This window comes from Paraburkholderia sp. 40 (assembly GCF_050434105.1).
GTDB lineage: Bacteria > Pseudomonadota > Gammaproteobacteria > Burkholderiales > Burkholderiaceae > Paraburkholderia > Paraburkholderia tuberum.
In genome coordinates this window covers 39,395-61,286 of record NZ_JBNPVY010000001.1, presented here as the reverse complement: position 1 = coordinate 61,286, position 21,892 = coordinate 39,395, and the positions used below count along the sequence as shown (strand labels likewise).

General features: G+C 59.9%; 20 protein-coding genes. 4 read left to right on the top strand and 16 right to left on the bottom strand.

Annotated elements, in window-relative coordinates; translation table 11 throughout:
- Positions 1-5: 5 nt before the first annotated feature.
- The 15 genes from OKW28_RS00245 to OKW28_RS00175 all read right to left on the bottom strand — a co-directional run bounded on the left by OKW28_RS00245 (position 6) and on the right by OKW28_RS00175 (position 16,209).
- Complete coding sequence (locus OKW28_RS00245; protein ID WP_429442873.1) at positions 6-1,136, bottom strand: type II secretion system protein; 1,131 nt, start codon at positions 1,134-1,136, stop codon at positions 6-8.
- Entirely contained in the window at positions 1,133-3,406 is a 2,274-nt protein-coding gene (locus OKW28_RS00240) for an ATPase, T2SS/T4P/T4SS family (RefSeq protein WP_429442870.1), read from the bottom strand. Before OKW28_RS00240 ends, OKW28_RS00245 begins: the two co-directional genes overlap by 4 nt.
- A gap of 15 nt (positions 3,407-3,421) precedes the next feature.
- A complete protein-coding gene (locus OKW28_RS00235; RefSeq protein ID WP_429442867.1) occupies positions 3,422-3,898 on the bottom strand; it encodes a hypothetical protein in 477 nt (158 codons plus the stop codon).
- A 271-nt stretch (positions 3,899-4,169) separates the two neighbouring features.
- Positions 4,170-5,498, bottom strand: coding sequence for a hypothetical protein (locus OKW28_RS00230; RefSeq protein WP_429442865.1), 1,329 nt, complete (start codon positions 5,496-5,498; stop codon positions 4,170-4,172).
- A gap of 8 nt (positions 5,499-5,506) precedes the next feature.
- Positions 5,507-7,135 (bottom strand): type II secretory pathway protein, encoded by a 1,629-nt coding sequence (locus OKW28_RS00225; RefSeq protein ID WP_429442863.1) that lies wholly within the window; start codon positions 7,133-7,135, stop codon positions 5,507-5,509.
- Between the two features lie 3 nt (positions 7,136-7,138).
- Entirely contained in the window at positions 7,139-7,699 is a 561-nt protein-coding gene (locus tag OKW28_RS00220; RefSeq protein ID WP_429442861.1) for a toxin co-regulated pilus biosynthesis Q family protein, read from the bottom strand.
- Positions 7,696-8,130 (bottom strand): lytic transglycosylase domain-containing protein, encoded by a 435-nt coding sequence (locus OKW28_RS00215; RefSeq protein WP_429442859.1) that lies wholly within the window; start codon positions 8,128-8,130, stop codon positions 7,696-7,698. Before OKW28_RS00215 ends, OKW28_RS00220 begins: the two co-directional genes overlap by 4 nt.
- On the bottom strand, positions 8,127-9,434 hold the full coding sequence (locus OKW28_RS00210; RefSeq protein WP_429442857.1) for a TrbG/VirB9 family P-type conjugative transfer protein: 1,308 nt from the start codon (positions 9,432-9,434) through the stop codon (positions 8,127-8,129). Before OKW28_RS00210 ends, OKW28_RS00215 begins: the two co-directional genes overlap by 4 nt.
- On the bottom strand, positions 9,431-10,258 hold the full coding sequence (locus tag OKW28_RS00205; RefSeq protein ID WP_429442855.1) for a transglycosylase SLT domain-containing protein: 828 nt from the start codon (positions 10,256-10,258) through the stop codon (positions 9,431-9,433). The genes OKW28_RS00210 and OKW28_RS00205 overlap by 4 nt, the downstream gene beginning before the upstream one ends.
- Positions 10,251-11,546 carry a TrbI/VirB10 family protein gene (locus tag OKW28_RS00200; RefSeq protein WP_429442853.1) on the bottom strand — a complete coding sequence of 432 codons (1,296 nt, stop codon included), beginning with the start codon at positions 11,544-11,546 and terminating at the stop codon, positions 10,251-10,253. The genes OKW28_RS00205 and OKW28_RS00200 overlap by 8 nt, the downstream gene beginning before the upstream one ends.
- 10 nt (positions 11,547-11,556) lie before the next feature.
- The gene (locus tag OKW28_RS00195; protein WP_429443248.1) at positions 11,557-12,441 is read right to left on the bottom strand and encodes a TrbG/VirB9 family P-type conjugative transfer protein; all 885 of its coding nucleotides are present in this window, start codon (positions 12,439-12,441) and stop codon (positions 11,557-11,559) included.
- Positions 12,441-13,142, bottom strand: a complete 702-nt coding sequence (locus tag OKW28_RS00190; protein ID WP_429442850.1) for a type IV secretion system protein — start codon at positions 13,140-13,142, stop codon at positions 12,441-12,443. The genes OKW28_RS00195 and OKW28_RS00190 overlap by 1 nt, the downstream gene beginning before the upstream one ends.
- 560 nt (positions 13,143-13,702) lie before the next feature.
- Positions 13,703-15,283 (bottom strand): IS66 family transposase, encoded by a 1,581-nt coding sequence (gene tnpC, locus OKW28_RS00185; protein ID WP_116117423.1) that lies wholly within the window; start codon positions 15,281-15,283, stop codon positions 13,703-13,705.
- Between the two features lie 30 nt (positions 15,284-15,313).
- The gene (gene tnpB / locus OKW28_RS00180) at positions 15,314-15,670 is read right to left on the bottom strand and encodes an IS66 family insertion sequence element accessory protein TnpB (RefSeq protein WP_090812713.1); all 357 of its coding nucleotides are present in this window, start codon (positions 15,668-15,670) and stop codon (positions 15,314-15,316) included.
- Entirely contained in the window at positions 15,646-16,209 is a 564-nt protein-coding gene (locus OKW28_RS00175; protein WP_429442848.1) for a transposase, read from the bottom strand. The genes tnpB and OKW28_RS00175 overlap by 25 nt, the downstream gene beginning before the upstream one ends.
- A gap of 379 nt (positions 16,210-16,588) precedes the next feature.
- On the opposite strand from OKW28_RS00175, the gene OKW28_RS00170 reads away from it, so the two are divergent.
- Positions 16,589-16,816, top strand: coding sequence for a hypothetical protein (locus OKW28_RS00170; protein WP_429442847.1), 228 nt, complete (start codon positions 16,589-16,591; stop codon positions 16,814-16,816).
- Between the two features lie 33 nt (positions 16,817-16,849).
- On the opposite strand, the gene OKW28_RS00165 is transcribed toward OKW28_RS00170, so the two are convergent.
- The gene (locus OKW28_RS00165) at positions 16,850-18,043 is read right to left on the bottom strand and encodes a replication initiation protein (protein ID WP_429442845.1); all 1,194 of its coding nucleotides are present in this window, start codon (positions 18,041-18,043) and stop codon (positions 16,850-16,852) included.
- Positions 18,044-18,083: 40 nt separating this feature from the next.
- Between OKW28_RS00165 and OKW28_RS00160 the strand changes: the two genes are divergently transcribed.
- The 3 genes from OKW28_RS00160 (at position 18,084) to OKW28_RS00150 (ending at position 21,328) form a co-directional block, all read left to right on the top strand.
- On the top strand, positions 18,084-18,272 hold the full coding sequence (locus OKW28_RS00160) for a hypothetical protein (RefSeq protein WP_429442844.1): 189 nt from the start codon (positions 18,084-18,086) through the stop codon (positions 18,270-18,272).
- Positions 18,273-19,112: 840 nt separating this feature from the next.
- Positions 19,113-20,342, top strand: a complete 1,230-nt coding sequence (locus OKW28_RS00155; protein WP_429442842.1) for a ParA family protein — start codon at positions 19,113-19,115, stop codon at positions 20,340-20,342.
- A complete protein-coding gene (locus OKW28_RS00150; protein WP_429442840.1) occupies positions 20,339-21,328 on the top strand; it encodes a ParB/RepB/Spo0J family partition protein in 990 nt (329 codons plus the stop codon). The genes OKW28_RS00155 and OKW28_RS00150 overlap by 4 nt, the downstream gene beginning before the upstream one ends.
- Positions 21,329-21,892 lie beyond the last annotated feature (564 nt).

The following is a 21,892-nucleotide window of genomic DNA, read 5'->3' as shown; positions in this document are numbered from 1 at the left end:
TTTCCTCAGTAGTTGGCGTCAGCCGACGACGACGAATCGAAGCTGACAGCACCGGTCGCAACGTACGACCCGATGCCGAAAACGAAAAAGAGTGAAACAGCAAATCCGAGCAGCACGTAGTGCGTGATGCGAGCGTTGCGGCGGACAGTCGCGACCACGCGGTCCAGCGAGTTCCGACCGAGCGACTTGATCGCCTGCACGAACTGGTCACGACCGGCCGCGTCGGCGATGGTGTCCATCACCGTCTCGGAGAAGATGCCCGTGTCGAGCGCGCGCATCGTCTCATCCGGACGCTGGGTGAGCCTGCGACCCATCCGGTTCAGGTGCCACTTGAGCCATGGGTCAGCGGTTTTCGTCAGCCGGTCGAGCGACGCGCGCAAGGTGAGGTTCGAGTCGAAGAGGCCCGCAAGCGAGACGATCAGCAAAGCGGCGCGCAGGTCCCGACGGTTGCGCCACATCAGTGGCATTGCATCGACCCGGTTACGGAAATGGCCGGTCCAGCGTTTCAGGCTGTGGAAATACCCAAAGACGATCCCGGCGACGACAGTCCCGCTCAGCCACCAGTAGTGGTAGGCGAAAGAGTCGAATGCATACAGCGCCTGAGCAAATGGCGACCATTCCGAGACCGGCTTTGTATCAGCGACAGCCGGAAAAATCGTGCCCCCGAACAGCATCGCGTACAGGTACATGTAGACGATGAGCAACGCCGGATAGGCCATCTGCAGGGAAGTGGTCGTCGCGAGAACGGTCTTGGCATTCGCCGCCATTTCGGCGAGCTCGAGGCCCCGGACGGCCGCGTCCTGTTGAGTCGATGCACCGGCGATCTCGAGTAACGCGTACTCATCGGTCGGAATGTATGGCCGGATTGCGCTCGCAAAGTTGTCGCCCGCCACCATCCGTTTGGCGATAGCCTGGAACACAGGCCATGCCAGTCCCTTGCGGTTGCGGTGACGCTTCTCGAGCGTCGTGAGCCGCTCAAGCAGTGTCTCGCGATTGCGCAGGCCTTTTGCGGCCACATCAAGCCGCGTTTCGCGGTAGAAGTTCTCCCGCAACTTGCTGAAGCGCCACGTTGCTACCCGCATGCGCTCCTTGTGCGGCAGCATCATGAAGAGCGTATAGACAAGTCCCTGGATCACGACGGCAACCTCCCATCGCGATCGGGGAATATCCTGTACTCATCGAACGACCGCATCGCCGTGTCGATGAAGCGGGGGTCGATGATCCCTTCCGAGGCCTTGTAGAGCGCGTGCTCATAGATGGTCTTGCCCGTCATATCGTCACTGGCAAAGCCGGCTACGCGCGTCGAGCGCCACACCTTCTCTGCACCACGCCAGTCCCGCACGGCCACACGGTCCTGGAATTCCAGCGTCGGCCGGAAAATCTCCATCGCGAGCGTCTGGCCCTTCGTGCCGGCCGCCACCTTTCCCGCGCGCGTGAACAGGCCCTTGAGCCGGCAGTGTTCGCAACCGGCTTCGTCCCGGCACGCCATGGTGGACGTGTCGAGCCCGAACTTCTCTTCGAGCGTCTGAACCTGATGCGCTGTCAACACGTCACGCGCTGGCACCTTGCAGTGCGGGCACAGCAGCGGGATCAGCTTCTGGTTGGCCACAGCGTTGACGAACTTCTCGGATGAGACCTCATCCATCGGCAGTTGCAGACGGCCGCCCGCGAGCCGCATGAATGCCCCGATCGCGCTGTCGGCGTGCAGTGTTGTTCTGACCGGGTGGCCGGTCAGTGCCAGTTCGGCCACAAGCGCCGCCATCACCCGGTCACGGATTTCGTTGACGGTCAGGTCGTCCGGGTCCATGCGCATGAGCGTGCGGATGACCTCGGCTCCTTTGCGGCTGGCGTCCTCGTCGGATTCGTCGGGCCGACGCGGAATCGAGATCTCAGAAAGCCACGGATGCGGGTACTCGGACGGCTCGCTCACAACATACTGTTTGCGCAGATCGCGCGACGAGAGCATGTATGAAAGCGCGCGCAGTAGCGTCGATTTTGCCGACCCGGTTTCCCCGGTGAAGATCGATACCCCGCCGCTGACGTTGCACAACGTGTCGAGGATCTTCAACTGGCTGCGCGTGAGACCCATCTGGTCCGGCATCAGCAGCTTCAGGTTGCGGAAGTTGCCATCGAGCAGACGCAGAGCGACGTCGAAGCCGCCGACGAGCGGCGAGCTCTGCCAGCGGATGTTGAGAATGTCCGTATGAACGACGAGCGGAATCATGGCCGACTGCGGCGCGCTCGGCTGGAAGGTCTCGCCGGAGTTGGTATTGCGTGCGACAAGATCCTGATAGGACGCAGACAGAGCGCGACGCACCAGCGACTTTGACAGTTTGCGATAGGTGTAGAGATCACCGTTCACGCGAAACCGCACTTCGACGTCGTCGTTGAAATCGCGATACTCGTAATGGATGTCGCCGGCGCCGTATTCGTGGGCCGCTTCAGCGACATCGCGAAACGTGCCGATCGCGCGCGATGATTCCGGCACGATGGCCGCCGAACGATTACGCTCACGAGCGTAGATCGCGGCTATCACCGCCTCGGCGGCGATCATCTCTTCATGCACCTTGATGTCGGCGCGCTCAAGATCCTTCAGGTACGTCGGATAGAGCGCCGACTCGTGAAACGCCTGCGTGGTCACGACGATCGCCATGCCGGCCTGCACCTCCACCGCCACGAACTCGCGGCGCGCCGCATCAGTGATACGCAACGTCGCATCGGCGCCGCGCTCGCTCAGAATGCGCTTGAACGCGAGTGCATTGGCCGACGGCAGTTGCGGTAAGCCAACCGGAATCAGCTCGGGCTCCTGCATAGCGACGGGTTCGTTATGAGCATGCGCTTCGTGCACCCGGTCTGCTAGCGATGAGGCGACATCCGAGTTATCCGGCGCCACCGCCCCCTCTTCCGCTTGCAGGTTGTCCGTGCGATTCATCGGGCGAAGCAACCCGTCGTTCGCGGATTCAGCCGCGGCATAGAGGTCGCCGGCCGAGCTCGCCGACGGAGCAACGTCAAAGATGCCACTTCCTGTCGCCGTGGGCCCGTCCGCTGCTTCCCCGGGTATCGGGTCGGCCATTTGCGGGGCGCTTTGTACGAACGGCTTCGGCTCTGCGGACCGCGCGAATTCCGTCTCTCCTTCCTCGTGCACATCGACGTCGCTGATGTCGGCCATCCGCAGTCGCATGCCCAGCGTCATCGGCTGCCCCGGCTTCGCCTCGACCGCTTCGGCTTTGAGCTTCGTGCTTTTACCCGCGAAGCGCGGCTCACGGTCACCCGCGTCTAATTTCTCCACGCCGGCTATCGGCATCGAGGCGGACTCCTCCGAAAAACCAGCGCGGAACGCACGGAAGCGCCCGAAGATGCCGCCAGTGGACGGCTCGTTCTTTTCAATGCCAGAAAACATGCTCATGATTAGCTCCCTGTGTTACCGGCCGACAGCGGATAGGGGCATCGACGGCGGCAGCGGGCCGGAGAGATCGGGCAAACCGCGAAACGCCAACCCGCCGACCGGCGACTGCTGTGTGTCACGGGCGGGGGTGCCACCGCTGATCGTCTCCGTCCAGGTACGCGCGCCCTTGCCCGTCCCTTCTGCAACGGTCACCACGAAGCCCTCGACGCGCTTTACGGTCCAGCCGTTGAGCAGCTTTGCGCCCACGTGCGCGGGATATGATGCATTGCGGTATTCGTAGAGGACCGACTGTCCGCTCACGTCGCTGAAGGCGCCAACGAAACGCACAGGCTCCGCGTGATAACGGACAGGCGCCGGTTTGCTGCTGGCCGCAGGTGCAGGCGCACTGACGGGCGCAGCAGGGGCAACCCCATTGAGCGCGACACCGGAAGGCAGCGCATCGCCGTTGCCCGCCAGTTGGCGCGCGATAGACGATCGCGCAATCCGGTCCACGTCCTCGATGGAAAGGCGGGGCTCTGACGGCGTGGGCGCCACCGAAGGCACAACGGACACAGGCGTTGCGGCTGCGGACTGGGTAAGTGCAGGCTGCGAGGCTGCACTCGTATGGGCAGCCCCATTGCCCGCTGGCGACTCCGGGCTGAGATCGAGGTCTGCCGATGGCACCTGTGAACCGGCCACCTGTTGATGTGTCGCTCGCGCTTTGGGCTGCGCATGGACCGCGACCGAAGCAATCATCAACGCCCACGCGAGCGCCGGCAGGACTTTAGTTGAGCACATAGTATTTGCCCCTGGCAGTGAAATGGATACCGTTCTGGACCTGCGTGCCACCGTCCTGCGTTTTGCTCGCACCGGGGTCTCCCAGCTTCAGCTCGACGGTCATCGTGTCCAGAGTCATGTTCGAAGGCAGCCGCGCCAGTAATGGCGACTGCCACCGATAGCCGTTGATCGTCCAGTCGCCCATGCGGATCATCTGCGCCGGGCGCGGATCGTTGGTGCCCATAGGAACCGTGAGAAGTGGCTTTGGAGGTTCGAGATGCACCGTGTAGCCGTAGCTGTCGAGATCAAACGGCTTGGACGAGAGCTTCTGTGGCGGCGTCTGCAAGGCGTCGATCAGGCCCTGCTCCGTGGGCCAGGCTTTCTGGTCCCGCGCTTCGACGAACGCGACAGTGGGTATCTGTGGTCCGCGCGCGCCCGCATGCAGACCATCGGCATCGAAGTGCAGCGGTCGCAAGGTCTCGGGAGCCAGCCGGCGAAGATCATCGAAGCTGCCGCCGTTGCGGCGCAGCGTCTCGGCGCAATAGCCATGCGCGCCACACACTGCTTTCTCAAAGATAAAACCTGCGACCACGGTTTCACTGTCGCCGAGCTTGTCGAGCAGTGCCGGCGCGAGCAGATTCGCCCGCGGCATCCTTGCGTCGAACGTCTTCTGTACAAGGGCGGCGTACTTCTCCTCGAACGATGGTTCCCTCGGTGCCGGCGGCGGAGGAGGATTGAGGACATCGGCCAGTTGCATCCCACCAAAAACGAGCGCTGCGGCGATGACGAGAATCGGCACAATCGCAGGAACGGCGGCCGGCACCTTGCTGATCCGGGCGCTTCTGCGTGCGTCGAGAAGCGCAGCCGCACCAAAGCTCTCGTCCACGTCCCCTACCGCCGCGCCGGAGCCGAGCGTCGTGAGCGCCAGGTTCAGCTTCAGGCACTCCTGCTCGATGGCGAGCTTTCTGTCACGTGCTTGCGGGACCGTTAGCACCTCATCGCTGCGCACGACCCCGCGCACAATAAAGACCACGTGCACGCGCTGATCGTCCTGCAGGAGGACGACCACCGCGGCTTTGCCCTTGACCCGGTCATGCTGTGCAATGCGCGCCGCGCCCGAGTAAAGTTTCGCGCCCTTGAGTTCGGCTATTTCGGGCGCGCAGAAGCCACCGATGACGTCCTTGCCGATCCTGTACTCGACGTAATGGGTCGCGCCGAAGTCATCGGCATAGCGACGACGCTCCGCCCGCATCTGCCGCGACGGATACGCACGCCACTCCAGCCCGAAGACGAGACGGGCGTTCTTTTCGCGCGGCAGTGGATCGGTAATGTGCATGCCCGGGCTCACATCGACGGGACGACCGAAGCCGTCAGCATGATCACCTGGAAGGTCTTCGCCTTGTTCCAGAGCCCCGTGATACCAGCGATGCCGCCGTTGGTCGTGCTGTCAGCGTGATCGGTCATCTCGCCGTAGAGCACGACCGTCTGTCCATCCGCGAGCGCGACGATCTGGTCGTCCTTGCTGCCGACCGTGTGCGCCAGCTGGATGGTCTGCTGCGTCTGTCCGGAGCCGACGGACTTCTCGGTGAAGGGGCCGTTCAGCTTCGAACTGTCGCTCCAGTAGGCGAGCACGATCTGGTTGTGATCGTTCACCGACGGCAGAATGTTGACGAAGTCGCCCGTCGTCACCGTGCCAGGATTCAGCCCGGGTACACCACCTGACGTTGCCGTGAGGCTGCCGGCGGAGGAACTTGTCGAGCGCAGATAGTCGTCGCTCTGGAATGACGCGATGGACACCGGCAGGCCGTTGAGCGTGAGCTTCGTCTGGGTGTTGTCCTGCACGGTGCGACCGTACTGGTTCAGAGCATTGATGACGGCGTTCGTGCCCGAGAACGGCGCATTCGGCCGCAGAACCGACATACCGAGCGTGCCGCCACCAGACGACAGCGACGTGGGCGACGTGAAGCTGATTGCGTACTTGGCCAGACCGCCCTCGATGGCGTTGAACACGACGTCGGCATTCGCGCCGGCCTGGCTGCCGCGATTGAGCGCAATCTGCAGGGTGCGAACGCGGATCGCAACCTGACGCGTCGAAACCGCGTTTTCCTGCGCGAGCAGCTTGCCCATCGCATCCGCTGCCTCGCGGGTGTCATGAACCATGACGAGGCGGCTCTGCGGGTTCACATTCACCCGGCCCATCGGCGAGCGCAATTTGTTCAGCGCGTCGGTGATCGACTGGATCTGGTCGAACTCGCCCTGACGGCCGGTGGAAGTCTGCGCGGAGAACGACCCCGTGTCACCGCTCCCTCCTCCACCGCTGCCGTTGGCCTGATTGCCGGTGGACGTGTCCATGCCTTTGGACATGGTCGACTTGATGGAGACCTTGCCCGGGATGGCGGCGATCTGATACATGCGGGTCACGAAGCGCGTGATATTGATCGTCGAACCATCGAATGACCAGTCAAGGCCGAGATCCTGCGTCATCCTGGTCAGGTACTCGCCCGCCGATCCGTCAAAGACCTGGTCATAGTGTGGCTTTTCATAACTGCTGCCGCTAGCGCCCCCTGACGGTGCCGACGATTTGCCGTCGGAGGAGCCGCCCTCGCGCGGCACCAGTGAACTGCGCGGCACGAACACGTCGGGGCTCAGATGAACGGCATAGCCAGTCGCGCCCGAGACGAGGTTCGCGATCTGGTTGATATCTAGGTTCGCCGGCATCGTGATGCGCTTTTCACGGAACGTCGCCGGTAGCGTTGCCTCATAGGCGACCGGAACGAGGCGATCGCCAAGGAACGCCGTGGGCACATCTTCAACCAGCGCCATAGAGCCGGGCAGATTATTCATGGCAGCACTCGCCGTGCTTTTTGCCGAGTCGTAGGCCGAATTGACATCGCCTTGCGTGACAGCGCAGCCGGCGATGACAAGCGAGCACGCAGCCGCTATAGCAGTCCTCAGAATGAAAGCGTGGCGCATCGGTTACTCCTGACAGTTGGCCGCGCGTGCCACGACGCGGATGACGTTGTTCGAATGACGGCAAATGCGCGTCGGCACCCGCATGTGGTTTGTCGCTTTCATGACCTGAACAAGGACCGACGTGAAGTCGCCCGTGAACGTCGCGTTGAACTCAAGCGGCAGATCATCGTCGACCTTCCACGCGAGTTGCCATCCTTGCGTCTGTAGCCATCGGTCGAGCGCGTTGCGCAGGTTGCGGTCGGAGGGCGACACAGAAAACGCCAGCGCACCGCTCGAAGCCGTTGTCGCCGTTGGCAAAACGACCGGCGCCACGGCCAGCGACGCCGGCGAGGCAGTGACGGGCGAGGTCGAAGCGCCCGCGGCTACAACAGGTGGCTCACCGGACGTGGTGCCGGGCGGAATACTGGACAGGACCTGCCAGCCGTCGCCAGCGGACGCGCCGACGCGCGACGGGCTCGGGTCGTTCGCGGCATTCGTCCACGCGGGCTCGGCCAACAACAGCATTGCTGCAAGAACGCGCGCGATCACGCGCACCCGATCATTACGTTCGATGGTCACATTCATTGTTGTTGCCCCAGCCGCTGCAGGCGGCGATAAATGGCGTTCGCGTAGATCAACTGTTTCTGCGTCGAAACGGCGTTATAGGCGCCGACGGCCTTCCATGTCGCGCCGAACTGCCGGATGTTCGATGCAAGAATCCACGTGCCGACATAGCCGTTCACGCACGCGTTAAAGAGGTCCTGTCGGCGGATTCCATACCGCGCGAGTCGTGGCAGCCACGATGAATTGATCTGCATCAGGCCGATGTCTTCAGTACCGTTGCTGTTCACGTTCACTGCGTTCGCACGCATCCCCGATTCGTGCTGTGCAATCGCATGGACAAGCTGCGTACTCACGTGCTGGTACGCGGCAGCGTCATCGAGGCAGTCGGCGTGCGCGAGCGGACCGTACAGTGCAGGGACCGCAGCGACGAGAACAGGAATCACGCGCCTCATGATTTCGCCGCTCCGGATGCAGCCGACGCCGTTGTCGGTGTGCCCGCTGGGGGACGTTCGAAATACTTCACGTCGTGACGGCGCGTGACATTGACACTGGTGCCATCGGCCGTCACGATGAACTGGTCGGCAGTGCCGTTGAACATGTAGTAGCGGCCCTTCTGCTCACCCGAACCGAGGTGTTTAACGTCACTCACATGGACCTGCACGACCGAGTCGGCGAACTTGAAGAATGTCTGGCCGTCGCGGTCGAAAACCGCCTCGAGATGCGCTGCGCTCGCCGCGTCAAAGTCGTACACCGTGCCCGCTGACCGGCCCACCTCGACCACTCGCTTACCGTCGGAAACGAGCATGCGTTCGGCGCGCTCGACCGTCACGACAGGAGCACCGTCGTCCCATTTCGGATGCAGCGACCGACCCTCCGGCGTCTTGAACGTCAGTTCGATTGCAGGCTTTGCCGCAAACCGGATCTGCGTGTGCGTGTCGTCGCCGTCGCGGATAGCCTGTGCGCCGAAGTATTGGGCGAGCATTGAAGGTTGTGGCGCAACTACGACTGATCCGCTGGCCGCGTCTTCCTTCGTTGCGCCCGTTTGCGCCATCGCATCTGCTGGTGGTTTCTGGCCTGCCGCGTAATTCAGCGCGCCGGACTTCGGCGCGTCACGATGCAGCCTCACGTGCCGTGACGTGAAATCGACGTCGGCGTAAAGGCCGCTTTGCGCCATCAGGCGGTCGAGCGCCTGCATCCAGTTCTCGCCCGCGCGCGTGGAGAAGCTGCTGCTGTCAGTAAGATCCACATCTTTTTGCGCAGCTCCGGTCCAGCCTTGCGGCACCAACGCCTTGACGATCGCGGCCACCGGCATCGAGCCTTTGAGTGCACGCACCGGCTCCAGCGACCCGTGGGAGCCGATCAGCACAAGTCGATTCGTGAAGCCGTCGAAGGCTGCTGGCTGATCATCGCGCAACGAAGCGAGCGGCCCGCGTGCGCCGACACCGATAAAGGCGTTGGCTTTCGTCCAGCGCGCTCTGGCCGAGCGACCGGCCACCGTGTAGGTGATCGTTTCGGGCGTACCGTCAACGACGACATACGGGCCTTCCTGATGACCACCCGCCGCTGTGATGACCTGGCCCGCGCGCGGCTGGATATACGTCTTTGCGCCGTCGTTGAAAATGAGCGCGGGGCGCTCTGCGATGCCCCCGGCGATCTCGTAGTCGAAGTCGAACGGATCGGTGTTCGCAGCGTGCGACGTCACAACCACGGACAGCGTGGCGCAGGCGAAGGCCGTGCGGAAAATGGTGTGCTTCATAATCCGGCCTGAATCTGGTTGAGGTGTTTCGCAAAGCGCGCGAGATACGCCTGGCCCGGAACCGGATTGGCGCTATGGTAGTAGGCGATCGCCTTGGCAACCGAATGCGTCTTGCTATAGTTTTCGTTGAGAATTTCTTCTGCGACGCGAATACTTGTCGCCGGCGCCAGCGCGTCCCACGGCGAAGCAAAACGGCGGGCGTGATACGCCCAATTTATTTGCATAATGCCGACGTCAAAATCGCTGCGACCGTGCGCAATCAGCGACTGCACGACGCGATAGGCGTCTTCGCGTGTCTTGAAGAAGAAGCCTCGCCCGGCGATATTCAACGTCCATGGCCAAGCCCGACCATTGAGTCCTGATTCGTTCAGCGCGATACCCGCGAGCACCTTCGGGTCGACACTGTTATGCATCAGTTCAAACGGGGTTGCTGCGCTTGCGCATGCCCAGCCACCGCGGCCCTCGGTCATTGCCGCCTGCGCGTCGTCGTCAAACACGACAGGCTGCAACCAGCCCTTGCTGACCAGCAACTGCTCGAGTGAAACGTCGTGTGCGTCGACGGTCACGGTGATGCCTGCGTCGGGGTTACTCGCGACTTGCTGGCCGAGAAGCGGCGTTGCCCAGGTCTCGAACGCTTTCAGGCCGCACCAGAAAACCGGCTTTCCGTCCAGAGTGGCGAGCGAACGGGCATTGCCCTGCGCGAGAACGATGTTCGTCGGGCTGATCACTTCCGCAATCGTAGCGGCGCGTGCCAGGTGAAAATGCGCTGCAAGCGCGGCCACTAGCAGGCCCATCATCCAGCGGTTTGCCATCCGGTTATTCATCGCGATACGGCTCCAGCACGATGTCGCGATTGACCTTCAGCATGAAGCGACGCTGGCCCGGATCCGAGGTGATCGTCGGAGGGATGTTCTTGTAGCGCTCGAGAATCGACTGTGCGGTTTGTGCGGCGACCTGTCCGCCCGTGCTGCTTACCTGGGTGACGCCGAGCGGACTGGAAGTCGTCGTGGCGTCGCTGTTGTCGTATTTGCGCAGCAGGATCGCGACGAGGAACGAGGTACCGAAAATCTTGAAGAAGTGGTTGTTAACGTCACCCGAAAAGCCCGCAGCGCCGTCACCGTCCGCGCCCTGTGCGCCAAAGAGCGGCACATGTTTTCCGTTGGGAAGGCGCAGTTCCGTCGCCGCCACGAGAATGCTTTCCTGCCCCGGCTGGATGTCCGAGCTATACGGCGCGGTGATAAAACTGCCTTTCGGGATCATCAGACAGTCGCCGTGAATGCTGTCGTACACGTCTTTTTCGACCATCAGCGAGGCGGTGCCGGGACGATCGGAATTCAGACGCTCGGTCGACAGCACGCCAATGTGATGCGGAGGCGACAGCACACAGCCGCGTGCCTGACCGACGAACCCGGCACGCGCGAAGTCCTGACCGCCAGACTGTGCGGACACGTTTTTGATAAAGGCCGAATCGTGATCCTGAGTCGAATACGGACGTGCGGATTGTGGCTGACTGCCGAAGCCCGCTCCGGCAAGTGCTGCCGACACCCGGTCGCCGACTGACCCGGCCGCTGCCTGCTGTGCGGCTGCCTGTTGTGCTGCGACCTGGGCCGGCGTCAGTATTCCTGCAATCTGGTTCTGCGGCGTGGGCGCTGTATCCTTGACCTTCAGGCCCGGCTTGAAAATCGGCGACGCGAAGATGGCGTCTGTATCCGACTCAGCCTTAATCTGGCGCGACTGCTGATCGTTAATGAAGCCGTCGGCTGTGAGGGCCGGCGCGGCATTCGGTGTTGCTCCCGTGGACGGCGCGCGCGCGGCGGCTGCCGCACGTGCCTCGGACGCAGCGGCCTTGCGCGCCGATTGCATCTGGTCTTCAATTGTCTTGTCGAGATCCTGCGGATTGTTCGACTTGTCGACGACCTCCGCTGCCTTGGCTTTCTTCCGGAGCGCCGCTTCTTCGTCGACCTTCGCGCTCTCCTTGACCTGGTAGTAGAAGCCGAGCCCCGCAATCACAATAGCCGCGACGCCGCCCACCGCAAATAGCGCATTGCGAGGCGATTTACCCTTGAAGAGGGTTGCGCGCTGATTGTTCTGTTGGCCGTTCGGTTGGTTCATGGTCTCTTCCTCAGAATCCAAAGAGACCCGCACGGCGACGCGTGATGGTCACTTCCTCATTCGGCGCACGCAACACGATCTCGTTGGCAATCTCCTGCACAACGATGTACTGGCCACGGCGGATGAAGTTGGGGCTGACGTAGTCGCCATGGTCCTTGACGACGGGGACGGCAAAAGGCGCGTCGGCGGGCAAACGCAGCCATATCGCCTTTCCATCATCGAATACGGTTTCGGGCTTGAAAGAAGCGGAGCCAGATACCTTGTAGTCAAAGTTCAGTTTGTCCGGCGAGACGCCGATTGGGCCTGAGTCTGTCTGCGTACCGGCGTCATCCCCTTGCCCGCCACGAGCGCCGCCGCTCGCCTGCTCCCGCGCCCGAACCTTAGCCATGACAGAGCCGGGATAGTTGAAACGCACCGTCTGATAAAACAGCCCACCCATCGGCGACGACACCAGCGTCATGTCGTACTCGCGCAGATTTGTCGTCAGATGCAACGTGTTGACGAGGCCTGGCTTAACCGGCTTTACGAAAACGTGGTTTTCGCCGTCAGTGTCGATAACCCACTGAACGGAATCGCCCATCGCGGGGTCGGTCGTCAGGCGCTCTCCCTTCGCCAGCTCGATCGTCGTGTTCTTGAGCGGCGCAGTCATGACCCGGTAGATCTGGTCGCGGCTATAGGGAAACACGACCATCCGGGCATCGCCCGGCATAGTGATTGGGTCGGAACCGGCGTTATATGGATTCACCGGGCTCATCGGATCGCTCATTGCAGTGGCGATATCGAACGATGCGGCCGAACTGGGAGTGGCTTGCTTCGCGGCATACACAGACGGTGATACAACTGCCGCGCATGCCAGAGCGACGCACCACGAAGCGAGCGAGCGAGAGACGATCATCATTGGGTCTTCTGGATCGAGAACAACGGATAGAACATTCCGAACGGGTTAAGCCCAAGAGCGTCTTCGGAGGTCGGCGGGATGATCTGGTAGCGAACCGTCAGGGCGTATTTCTGGACCACAGGTCGATCAGTGGGCGACTGCGTCGTACTGGTCGTGAACTCGACCACGCCCGTGGAGTCTTCAAGCAGCGCGACGTTGGTGACGCGCACTTCACGAACCAGCTTCGGGTTCAGCGTAATGGCCTGAAACGGCGCGTCGCTCTTGATCCAGTCGCCAAACTGATTGCGCGCGTTGCCGACCATCATGGCCTTGACGCCGTTGATGTTCTTGGCCATCCGCGAAGTCTGGATGTTGTCGGTGAGAACCGGCTCAATCGTCCACCAGCGCTCCACGGATTCGCGCAGCGAAGTGCGTATTGCCTGGTCGTCCGGCTTATAGGCAGCCAGCTGTGTGACAACCGCGTGGCCGTTGGCGTCAGACGAGACGCCGTATGCCTTGACGACGGAGGGGGGCGGATTGCGCGAATACACCGCTCCGGCTGCGATAACAGCCAGGATGAAGCAGAACGTTTTCCAATAATTTGCTTCAGTGCGCAGACGCGCGCCCATATCGAAGATGATCTTTTCAGGGTCGTCTTCTGAGTAACCGCCGGGCGCGGTTGAGAGAGCTATCTGCTTTTTGCTGCGGAGTAAACGCATGACGGTCGATCCATTTGGGCCGACTCAATTGAATCAGCCTTGAGGAGAAGCCAGTCATGCAAAAGAGAGGCGATTTGCGACCGCTTTTCCGCGAGAGCACTGTCGCTTAGCCGGCTCAATGTCCTAACCCTAAATGAAGCGCAAAAACGGATAGCTTTCGGTGTATTGGCGCTTCCCAAAAACCGGTAGAGTTGTCCTACGCGCGTTTCACGCGTTCCACAGCAGCGACCGCGGCTTGCGGGGCTTCCCTGAGCGCCCTCTTCCGAGTTTTCCCCTTTAGCCTCCGAGACTTAGCTGCCCCTCGCAACGCTGTGCGGACGATAGCTCAAAAGAAAAGAGACCTGATCCGGCTCAAGGTCCTTTTACTGAAATCGCAACGGAACACGCGGTTGCCGCTGAAAAGATGCCGGATTATTACAGGATCTCAATCGATGTTTGCGCTCGAAGAAACTTGTATCGACGACCGTGAAGCTGCTGCGGAACTTCATGAGTACGCGATCCATTGACGACACCCCTCAGAGTAAGGGCGCGGTTCTCATGAGATGTGTTACAGGGCTCAGTCAGCGGAGATCGATGGGCATCTTCCAGGGCAAGAGCGCGTCGTAGTCGTCGACGGTCTGTGCCAGCGGGAGACGCTGTAATAGCCAGGTGAGATAGCGATACGGATCAATGCTGTTCGCCTTGCAGGTTTCGACCAGTGAGTAGAGATTGGCGCTCGCGTTTGCGCCATCGACGGTGTCAGCAAACAACCAGCCGCGGCGTCCCAGGCAGAACGGGCGAATGGAATTTTCGCAAGGGTTGTTCGATATGGGCCAGTTGCCGTCTTCAACGTAACGGATCAGCTTCGGCCACTGCCCGTGCAGATAGGTCAGCGCCTTGCCGAGCAGACTGTTGGGCACGACGCCAGGCGAGTGCTCAAGCATCAGCTTTTCGATAACATCGAGTACGCACGCGCTGTATCGTCGTCGCAATCGCTGTCGTCGCCCAGCCGTCCACGTCTGGCTTCGCGCTTCGGCCGCGAACAGTTTTCCGATCAGGCTGATGAAGCGTGTCGCGAGCAGATCGGGCGGGCGCGCTGCTTTGGGGACATTGTCTTCCGCCTTCACAAAGTACCGTCTTGCGTGCGTCCAGCATCCGAGGTGCACGAGCTGGTACTGTTCAGCGATGCCGTTGTAGGGTTCGTATCCATCGGTCATCAGGGCGGCACCTTTACGGACACCGGCAAACAGCCTGTCAGCCAGCCTGGCGCCACGACCTGGCGTATAGGTGAAGCAACGGATGGGGATGCCCGAACCGGTCATCTGCGCCCACAGATAGCTTTTCGTTTGCGGCTTTCGCCCTTGCTCCTTCAGGACCTGGAACGTCGTCTCGTCGCCGTAGATCAGTTCGGCATCGAGCAGCGCATCGCGCATCAGGTTGATGACGGGTTGCGTCGCAAGACCGACGCGGACCATGCTCGCGGCAATCGTGTTCGACGAGATGTCGCCGCCGAAGCGACGCAGCAGACCGGCCTGGCGATAGAGCGGCATGCCGAACTGGTACTTGCCGGTGGCGATCCACGCGAGCGCCGATTCACTCAGCAGCCCACGCGGGATGATACGGGGCGGTGCCGGCGTAACCTTGATGCCGAGATCGCAACATGGGCAGGCGTACTTGATACGCTGATGCTGGGTGACTCGCAACTGCTCGGGAATGACATTGAGCTGCTCACTGATCTCGACGCCGATCTCGACGAGCGCGTGTCCGTCGTGATCGCAGAAGCGCTCTGCCTCAGGGAGTTCGTGTCGCACGACATCACGCGGCAGATTGGGATCGAGAGGCTTGCGGTGGCCGCGCTTCTTGCGCTTGTGGGCCGCGACCTCGGTTCCGGGGGTATCTTCCTGCGCGGGAGTGGCGTTCGCGCCGAGCGCTTCGGCTTCGTTGAACAGGCCGAACTGGTCCGAGGCGCGCGCTTCGCTTTTCGCGCCAAACAGTTCGCGACGGTAAGCGCGCAGTCGTTCCTCGGCGAGATCGCGCTCAGCTGTCACGAGGCGCAGTGCGCTGCGAACCTCCTCATGATCGCGCTGAAGCGAACCATAGGCCTCTCGCATCGCGAGCAGTGCCTTGAGTTCGTCGGCGTCGATGATCACGTTGATCGGCATACCGCTTAGACCGGCACGCCGGTGACGTGTTCAGCTCACGCGTGCATAATTTCGACTGGGATGTCGCTGGACTGCGGCAATGTCGATGCCCTCGATAAGCCAGTGCAACTGCTCGACGCTCAGTGTCGCGACCCGGTTCGCGCTGTCAGGCCACACGAAGCGATCGTTTGCCTCGAGTCTCTTGAGCATGAGCCAGAAACCGTTGCCCTGCCAGCCCAGGATCTTGATGCGATCGCATCTCCGGTTGGTAAACACATAGAGCGAGGAATCCATCGGGTTCAAATGCATGGCCTGCTCCACGAGAATCGACAGGCTGTTCATGCCATACCGGAAGTCGACGGGTTCCCGATGCAGGTAGACCTTCAGGCCTTCGTCGAACCGGAACACGGCATCCTCCCCAGCATCTGGACCACGGTGGTCAGTTCGTCGATGCTCGCCTCGCCGAGATCAAACTCGACGCCGTTGGACAGTCGCACATGCAGTGCGAGCGTCAGCGATGGCGATGGCGATGGTGACGGCGGTGCGGTTGGCAGTGCTGGTGGTGCTGCAACGACAGGCACGAATGCCGTGGGCGAGGCGACAGGTGGGGAGCGTTTGCGCGAACCCGGGATGTCAATGGGCGCGCCATCAATCACCGCGAGCGCGCCCTCCAGTACGATTTCCTCCGGGGCATGCGGACGTTCCTGTTCGCCGGTAGCATCATCCTGCGATGCCGGCGAGATGCCTTTCTCGCGCTCCAGAAGGTACTTCGTGATCCACTTGCGTAGCAGGTTGGCGTTGATCCCGTGCTCCTGCGCCAGGCGGGCAACCGACACGCCAGAACGCAGCGCTTCCTCAACGAGCGCACGCTTGCCTTTATCGTCGTAACGACGGCGACCGTCGCTGCTGCGTCGAACTACTCTTAACTCTGGATCTTTGTCAGCCATAGGTGTCCACCTCCGGATAGGTGGACACCTATGCTCCTCGCTCCTGTCCCCAGCGGCTAGACGCCGAAAATGGATCGCTTACCTTCATGAGAGGCTACGCGAACAAAGCGCGCCGCTCCTCGCAATGGGGAAGTTCTATTTGTCGTTGTTATCGCGTGGTCTCTGGCCCAGCCAACGAGCCGTAGCAGCCGATCTTGATGTCTCGCTATCACAAATGTCACGGATGGTTGCTGCAGCCAGACTGCCCGAAGCCGTGCTTCGTCTTTTTATTGGCCGGGCTCTCTCGTTCCGGCAAGCTGACACCCTTCGAAGGTTATCCGCACAGCTAGGGGAGACTGAGATCGTCCGTCGAAGCCGGTATGTCTCTGATGACTGTTCGTTGGAAGATGTATTCGGCGTGCTGACCACGGGCCATCAAAAAGAGCAGAAGGGCGTGAGATTGAGCCTCGTGCACGGACAAAAATATCTTCGTCTCGATGTGCCGGACTTCGAGCGAGTGGCACCCCGCATAGCCCAACTGGAGCAGCTCCTCAACCTTTTGCTCTCGACGCGTAATGGCAAGGACTGGAGCGGAGGCTTTGAAAGAACAAGGAAAAGCGGTGGTTGATTATGCGCTCTATCGTTGCGGGTACCGCAGGCGCTAATCGGCCGCGATCTTGGCGCGAAGCCACGCGGTGTACGCGGTTCTCTCCAATGCATTTTTGAACGTGCCGATGTCGTGCTGATACGTGTTGCCCTTTCCTCCGTGGGCCATGTATTCGGCAGCAAATTGCTGCTTTTCAGCCAAAGACAGAGCTCTGATCTTCTCCGACGTGCGTCGTGCTCTTTCGTCTGCCGATGTCTGGTCGCCAGTGGCAGGTGCCGGTGCGGGAACCGCTTTCAGATGGTTTCGCGGAGGCTCAATACTCGAGCCCTTTTCGAAGACTGTCCTTGCGTAGCCGCCGGCGTTGCCTCGAATCTGTTTTCGCTTGGCACGCTCCTCGACGTAGAGCGCCGTCTGAAGCGCCCTTTCGGGCTCCTGTTGAATCCAACTTATTGCAAGTCGATCTCCAACGCCCAGCTTTGTGAGGCGTTTGAACGCCTCAGAACCTCGGACCGCCTTCTGGTCTTCATCTTCTTCATTGTCCAGCATTGAGCGTTGAGGATTATCGTCAACAAGAAAACGGATTTGAACCACCCTCCTCGCCTCTCTCTTGTATTCAGGGGTGACGATGATATTGGAGACTTGGTTTATCTCCTTCACAGCCTTCTTGATGACCTCACTTGAAAAATGCTTGAACTCGTCGTACATGCTCGCGTCGGCGCCAAGAAGTCGTCGCCAAGTCTCGACTGAGATCCAGCCGGTTGATCCCGTTCGTTTGAAGCGAAGGCAATTTTCGTACAACGCGAGCGCGTAACCGCCGCTAAATTGTCGCTGAACGTTGATGTTTATTAGCGTATAGATGTCAGGATTTGCAAGTTTCTCGGCGAGCCAGTCGCTGTATTCGTAAGCACAAGTGCCGCTCTTGATGCTTGCGTAGGCGATAAGCGGAGAGGCCTCCCAGTCTGTCTTACCGCCATCGTGAAGAAGGTCGAACGAGATTGGCGTCGACATGACTTTTAGCAAGGCTCGCTTCAATGCGTCGTGATTTTTGCTATCGAAGCCCAACATCGTGCATAGAATCCCGACCGGCAGGGTGTGACGTTTTTTTGTCAGAAGCTCGTCGTATGCGTTCAGGAGGAGCACATTCACAATCTTGCGCTCGAGCAACGATAGTTCACCGCTGACGTGAACCGTAGCGACATGCTTCTTCAGTTCGCTGGGTGGAAGGTTGAGCGGCTTAAGGTTTGCCATGTGTTCTCCATTGCTGCGGCGATTTTATGTGGAGAAGGTCATGTCAGCAACCCATTTGGCTCTGACTTTTGAGACGCCACCTAATGACGGGCTGCCCCTTTGCCCCATAAACCATGACTTCTCTTGTTTGCCACTCACTTCGCGCCGCGTGCGAAGGTACGGGTTTGAAAACGAATATGTCGAGGAGCAACGCCTGTTTGTTGGTTTTTTTAAAAAACAAACACTTTAACAACGTTTACAGCCGGCGAAGCCTTAGTGGATAGGGCTTTCGGCTCGGTTCGGTCAGGTTCCATGGGGCGAAAGGTCAGGGTTTAAGGGCATCAGGAGGTCCTTGTGGTCATGGTTTATGGGTCAATCGGTCAGGGTCTATGGGGAAAGTCAGGTTCCGTGGGGCACCTCACGAAAGCCACTGCAAGTGATTGATTTATAAGTTGGTTCTGCGGAAGTTCGGTTTCCACGGGTCAGGGTTTATGGGGCGGAGTTCCGGGCTGCACAGTAACGCGGCCAATCCCCCATAGACCCTGACTTCCGGCGCGTCGGTTTGGCGTGGCGGGGTCAGCCGGGCTCCGTCGACCGCAGCGGCTGTATGTTGAAGTCCGCAGGTCGGCACCGGTGCGGAGGCCAATTCTGGGCTGACATCGGCGTTGGAGTCGCATAAAAGGGCGTCGGTCAAAGCTATGCGCCGGTCCGACTCGCCCATAAAAGATGACTTCTAGCAGGAGCCAGTCTTTAAAGCTCCCCACAAACCATGACCTTTGGCCGCCCGTCAATTTGAAAAGCTCCCCACAAACCATGACCTTTCTGCATTTCGGGCTAGCCACGGTTGTCCTACGTACACGAAGTTACACCGCTTTGGGGTGTTTTCGTTGGCCGACACACCGGCGTGACGCGTCAATCAGCGTCGAACGTTTATCGTGCGCCCAGATCTTTACCGAAACTTCTTGCAAGCCCTAGTTTTCCTAACTAAGCTCCGGCAGAATTCAACACGACTTGCTGATTTACGCTTTACGTGTTGAAACAACCATACGGCGCCCATAGCGGTGGGCGTTACTAAAACCGGGAGCTTTTGATGAATACAGCAGTGCGTGCGCGCTCTGAAAAACCAAAGATGTCAATCCAGCTGAAGCATGCTCCGAAACCGTTGCCACTGTCGGCGATAAAAGCTATCGCAGACAACGCGAGCGGCATGCTTGTGGATGTTCGGGAAAGCATGCTTGCTCCTCACCCGCGTAAAAATCCCCCCGTGTTCACGACCGCACAAGTCGGGGACCTGTGTCGAATCGATAGGCAGCGAATGAATTATCTAACGCGGTCCGACTCAGAATTGCCGCAAGGGACCTTGCGGCACAGCCGAAGCCGGGAGTTCACTCTTGAGGAGGCACGGGTATGGATCGACCAGATCGCGCCGTTCGCGAAGCGTCCTGCAGGGGTGAAGGGAAAGAAAATTGCCATTGGAAACTTCAAGGGCGGCGTTAGTAAAACGACTACAGCCATGACGCTTGCGCAGGGCTTGTCGCTGTTCGGCCGTCGGGTGTTACTCGTTGACCTTGATCCGCAAGCGTCCTTGTCCGCGCTCAACGGAATACTAGCGGATAGCGAAGTTTCTGACGAGCAGACGGTTCTTCCGTTGATTTATGGAGACGTGGACGACCTGCAATACGCGGTCCAGTCGACGTACTGGGACGGCGTCGATCTCATTCCCGCAAGCGCCGCATTGTTTGGTGCCGAATTTTTTCTTCCATTCAAGCAATCGAAGGACCAATCATTCCAATTTTGGAACGTGTTGAATCGGGGGCTTGAGCCGCTCTTGGACGAGTATGACGTCGTAATTATTGACACCCCCCCTGCACTCTCCTATCTGACAATCAACGCCTTCATGGCTGCGGACGGGCTGATTGTACCGACGCCGCCGAGCGCACTCGACTACGCATCTTCCACTCAGTTCTGGAGCCTCTTTTCGGACCTATCAGAAAGCATGACACAGGTGGCGCCTGAGCTCGTCAAAAGCTTCGATTTTATTCATGTTCTTCTGGCGAAGGTCGATCAGAGTCAAGCGGCAACGCCTATCGTACGAGATTGGATTAACAAGACATATGAAGGCTTGGTGCTTCCGATCGAGATTCCGACGACTGCGGTTACGCAAACCGCCGCGGCGGAATTCGGGACCGTTTACGACATTTCGAGATACCAAGGCAGTCTGAAAACCTATCAGCGGGCGCGCGAGGCCTACGATCGGTTTGCCGAGATTATCGATCAGCAACTTGTTGCGTTGTGGCACGCGGGCCAGGAGGCCAAATGAGCATTAAAGACCGACTAGCAGCAAAAGCCGCTTCCATAGGATCGTCTCCACGCAGTCCAAAGGCCGGAGACGATCCCTCCGGACGGCCGAAAACGGCGCCTGGGCAATTGATGGCTTCCTTTCCGCTACTTGCTGAGAAGGAGCGAGAACTCCAGTCGGCGATGAAACGAATTGAGGAGCTTGAAACCGCCGGAGTCGGGTCGTCTCAAGAAGTCGCAATCGAAACTCTCGTCGAAATTCCGGGCCGGCGACGAGTTCTCTCTGAGGAAGAGTACAAGGAGCTTCGAACAAACCTCGAACGCAATCCGCTTGTGCACCCTATTGTTTATCGACCGCTGGGCGATGGTCGGAACGAGATCATTTCTGGAAATAACCGAGTAGCGATTTACCGCGATGAGTTAAATCGCGCGACCATTCGTGGTGTACCGTTCAACGGAACGGATGCTGAAGTAGAGCTAGGTGCAGCGTTCTCCAATTTGCTCGCGCCGTCACTTCCAGACTTTGAAAAATACCGGCAATTCAAGAGAATTCAGCAGAACCTTGGTCTGTCTCAGGCAGACATCACTCGTATGTCAGGGCTGGCGCAGAGCCACGTGGCTCGAATTCTGTCGTTTGAGAACTTACCGGACGCTGCGAAACAAGTTGTCGCGGCCAGACCTCACAAGCTGGGTGGCACCGCTGCCGCGAAGTTCGCCTCGTTGGCACAGCAAGGGCGAGTGGAAGAGGTGACGAAGGCAATCGATGCTTTAGTTAATTCAGTCGACATGACGCAGGAGAGGGCTCTGGCATTAGCCTCCCCAGCTCGTCCGAAAGCGGCACGGCCGTCGGTAATGACAATTAACACTGGCAAGCGGAAGTTCTGTGACGTGTCAGTCAGGAGTGGGGTCGTCGGTCTGCGCTTTCCGGGAAAAGACGGAGAGGCAATCGCGGAAGAATGGGCGCGACGAATCGCCGAGTTCATCCAATCTGAGCTCGACAACAAGTAATGGCGCTGAACATCCAAATTGGAAACTCAATAAAATCAAAATGTTAGCCGAGATGGCGCTGCTCTGCTGCGGCCAATCCAATTTGGATATTGAATAGAATCAGGCACTTGGGTACTTGGGATTGTTTCGGCACTGGCGCGGTTCCGCTCGGGGCGTGGGAACTCGATTTTGAGCGTCGCCGGTGCGCCAGTTTCCCCAGGTAGAGTGGCAAGGCGGCCAGGATGCTGCGGCGGAAGCTTCGTCCACGTCAAGCCGCCAATAACGCCGGGCACCACATTCCTGCGTTGTCTGGCCCCAGCCGTTCGTGACCTTTGCCATCGTAACTGGTGCGGCTGCCTTATATACTGAATTGGCGCTACCGATGGCACGGTGGCGCTTCGCGCTAAACTGCGCGCTCAGGGGGCTCCCATTCTGATAGAAAAGTGTCAGAAGAGTGCTACGGGCTGTGTGACGTCAAAGCAGAACTGTCAGAAAACTGTCAGTTGACAATGCCTTCGGGTAAAGCGCCAAGCGCAGTCACGATGCCGGCTCTCAATCGATCGGTCGGGGCAGGGACCGGGGAGC

What these genes read in the sequence shown, in the direction of transcription:
- OKW28_RS00205 (WP_429442855.1), bottom strand. Translation starts at nt 10,258, where the DNA reads ATGAATAACCGGATGGCAAACCGCTGGATGATGGGCCTGCTAGTGGCC.
- OKW28_RS00155 (WP_429442842.1), top strand. Translation starts at nt 19,113, where the DNA reads ATGAATACAGCAGTGCGTGCGCGCTCTGAAAAACCAAAGATGTCAATC.
- OKW28_RS00230 (WP_429442865.1), bottom strand. Translation starts at nt 5,498, where the DNA reads ATGCACATTACCGATCCACTGCCGCGCGAAAAGAACGCCCGTCTCGTC.
- OKW28_RS00210 (WP_429442857.1), bottom strand. Translation starts at nt 9,434, where the DNA reads ATGAAGCACACCATTTTCCGCACGGCCTTCGCCTGCGCCACGCTGTCC.
- OKW28_RS00175 (WP_429442848.1), bottom strand. Translation starts at nt 16,209, where the DNA reads ATGGCTGACAAAGATCCAGAGTTAAGAGTAGTTCGACGCAGCAGCGAC.
- tnpC (WP_116117423.1), bottom strand. Translation starts at nt 15,283, where the DNA reads ATGCCGATCAACGTGATCATCGACGCCGACGAACTCAAGGCACTGCTC.
- OKW28_RS00225 (WP_429442863.1), bottom strand. Translation starts at nt 7,135, where the DNA reads ATGCGCCACGCTTTCATTCTGAGGACTGCTATAGCGGCTGCGTGCTCG.
- OKW28_RS00190 (WP_429442850.1), bottom strand. Translation starts at nt 13,142, where the DNA reads ATGCGTTTACTCCGCAGCAAAAAGCAGATAGCTCTCTCAACCGCGCCC.
- OKW28_RS00200 (WP_429442853.1), bottom strand. Translation starts at nt 11,546, where the DNA reads ATGAACCAACCGAACGGCCAACAGAACAATCAGCGCGCAACCCTCTTC.
- OKW28_RS00165 (WP_429442845.1), bottom strand. Translation starts at nt 18,043, where the DNA reads ATGGCAAACCTTAAGCCGCTCAACCTTCCACCCAGCGAACTGAAGAAG.
- OKW28_RS00215 (WP_429442859.1), bottom strand. Translation starts at nt 8,130, where the DNA reads ATGAGGCGCGTGATTCCTGTTCTCGTCGCTGCGGTCCCTGCACTGTAC.
- OKW28_RS00195 (WP_429443248.1), bottom strand. Translation starts at nt 12,441, where the DNA reads ATGATCGTCTCTCGCTCGCTCGCTTCGTGGTGCGTCGCTCTGGCATGC.
- OKW28_RS00220 (WP_429442861.1), bottom strand. Translation starts at nt 7,699, where the DNA reads ATGAATGTGACCATCGAACGTAATGATCGGGTGCGCGTGATCGCGCGC.
- OKW28_RS00240 (WP_429442870.1), bottom strand. Translation starts at nt 3,406, where the DNA reads ATGAGCATGTTTTCTGGCATTGAAAAGAACGAGCCGTCCACTGGCGGC.
- OKW28_RS00150 (WP_429442840.1), top strand. Translation starts at nt 20,339, where the DNA reads ATGAGCATTAAAGACCGACTAGCAGCAAAAGCCGCTTCCATAGGATCG.
- OKW28_RS00160 (WP_429442844.1), top strand. Translation starts at nt 18,084, where the DNA reads ATGTCAGCAACCCATTTGGCTCTGACTTTTGAGACGCCACCTAATGAC.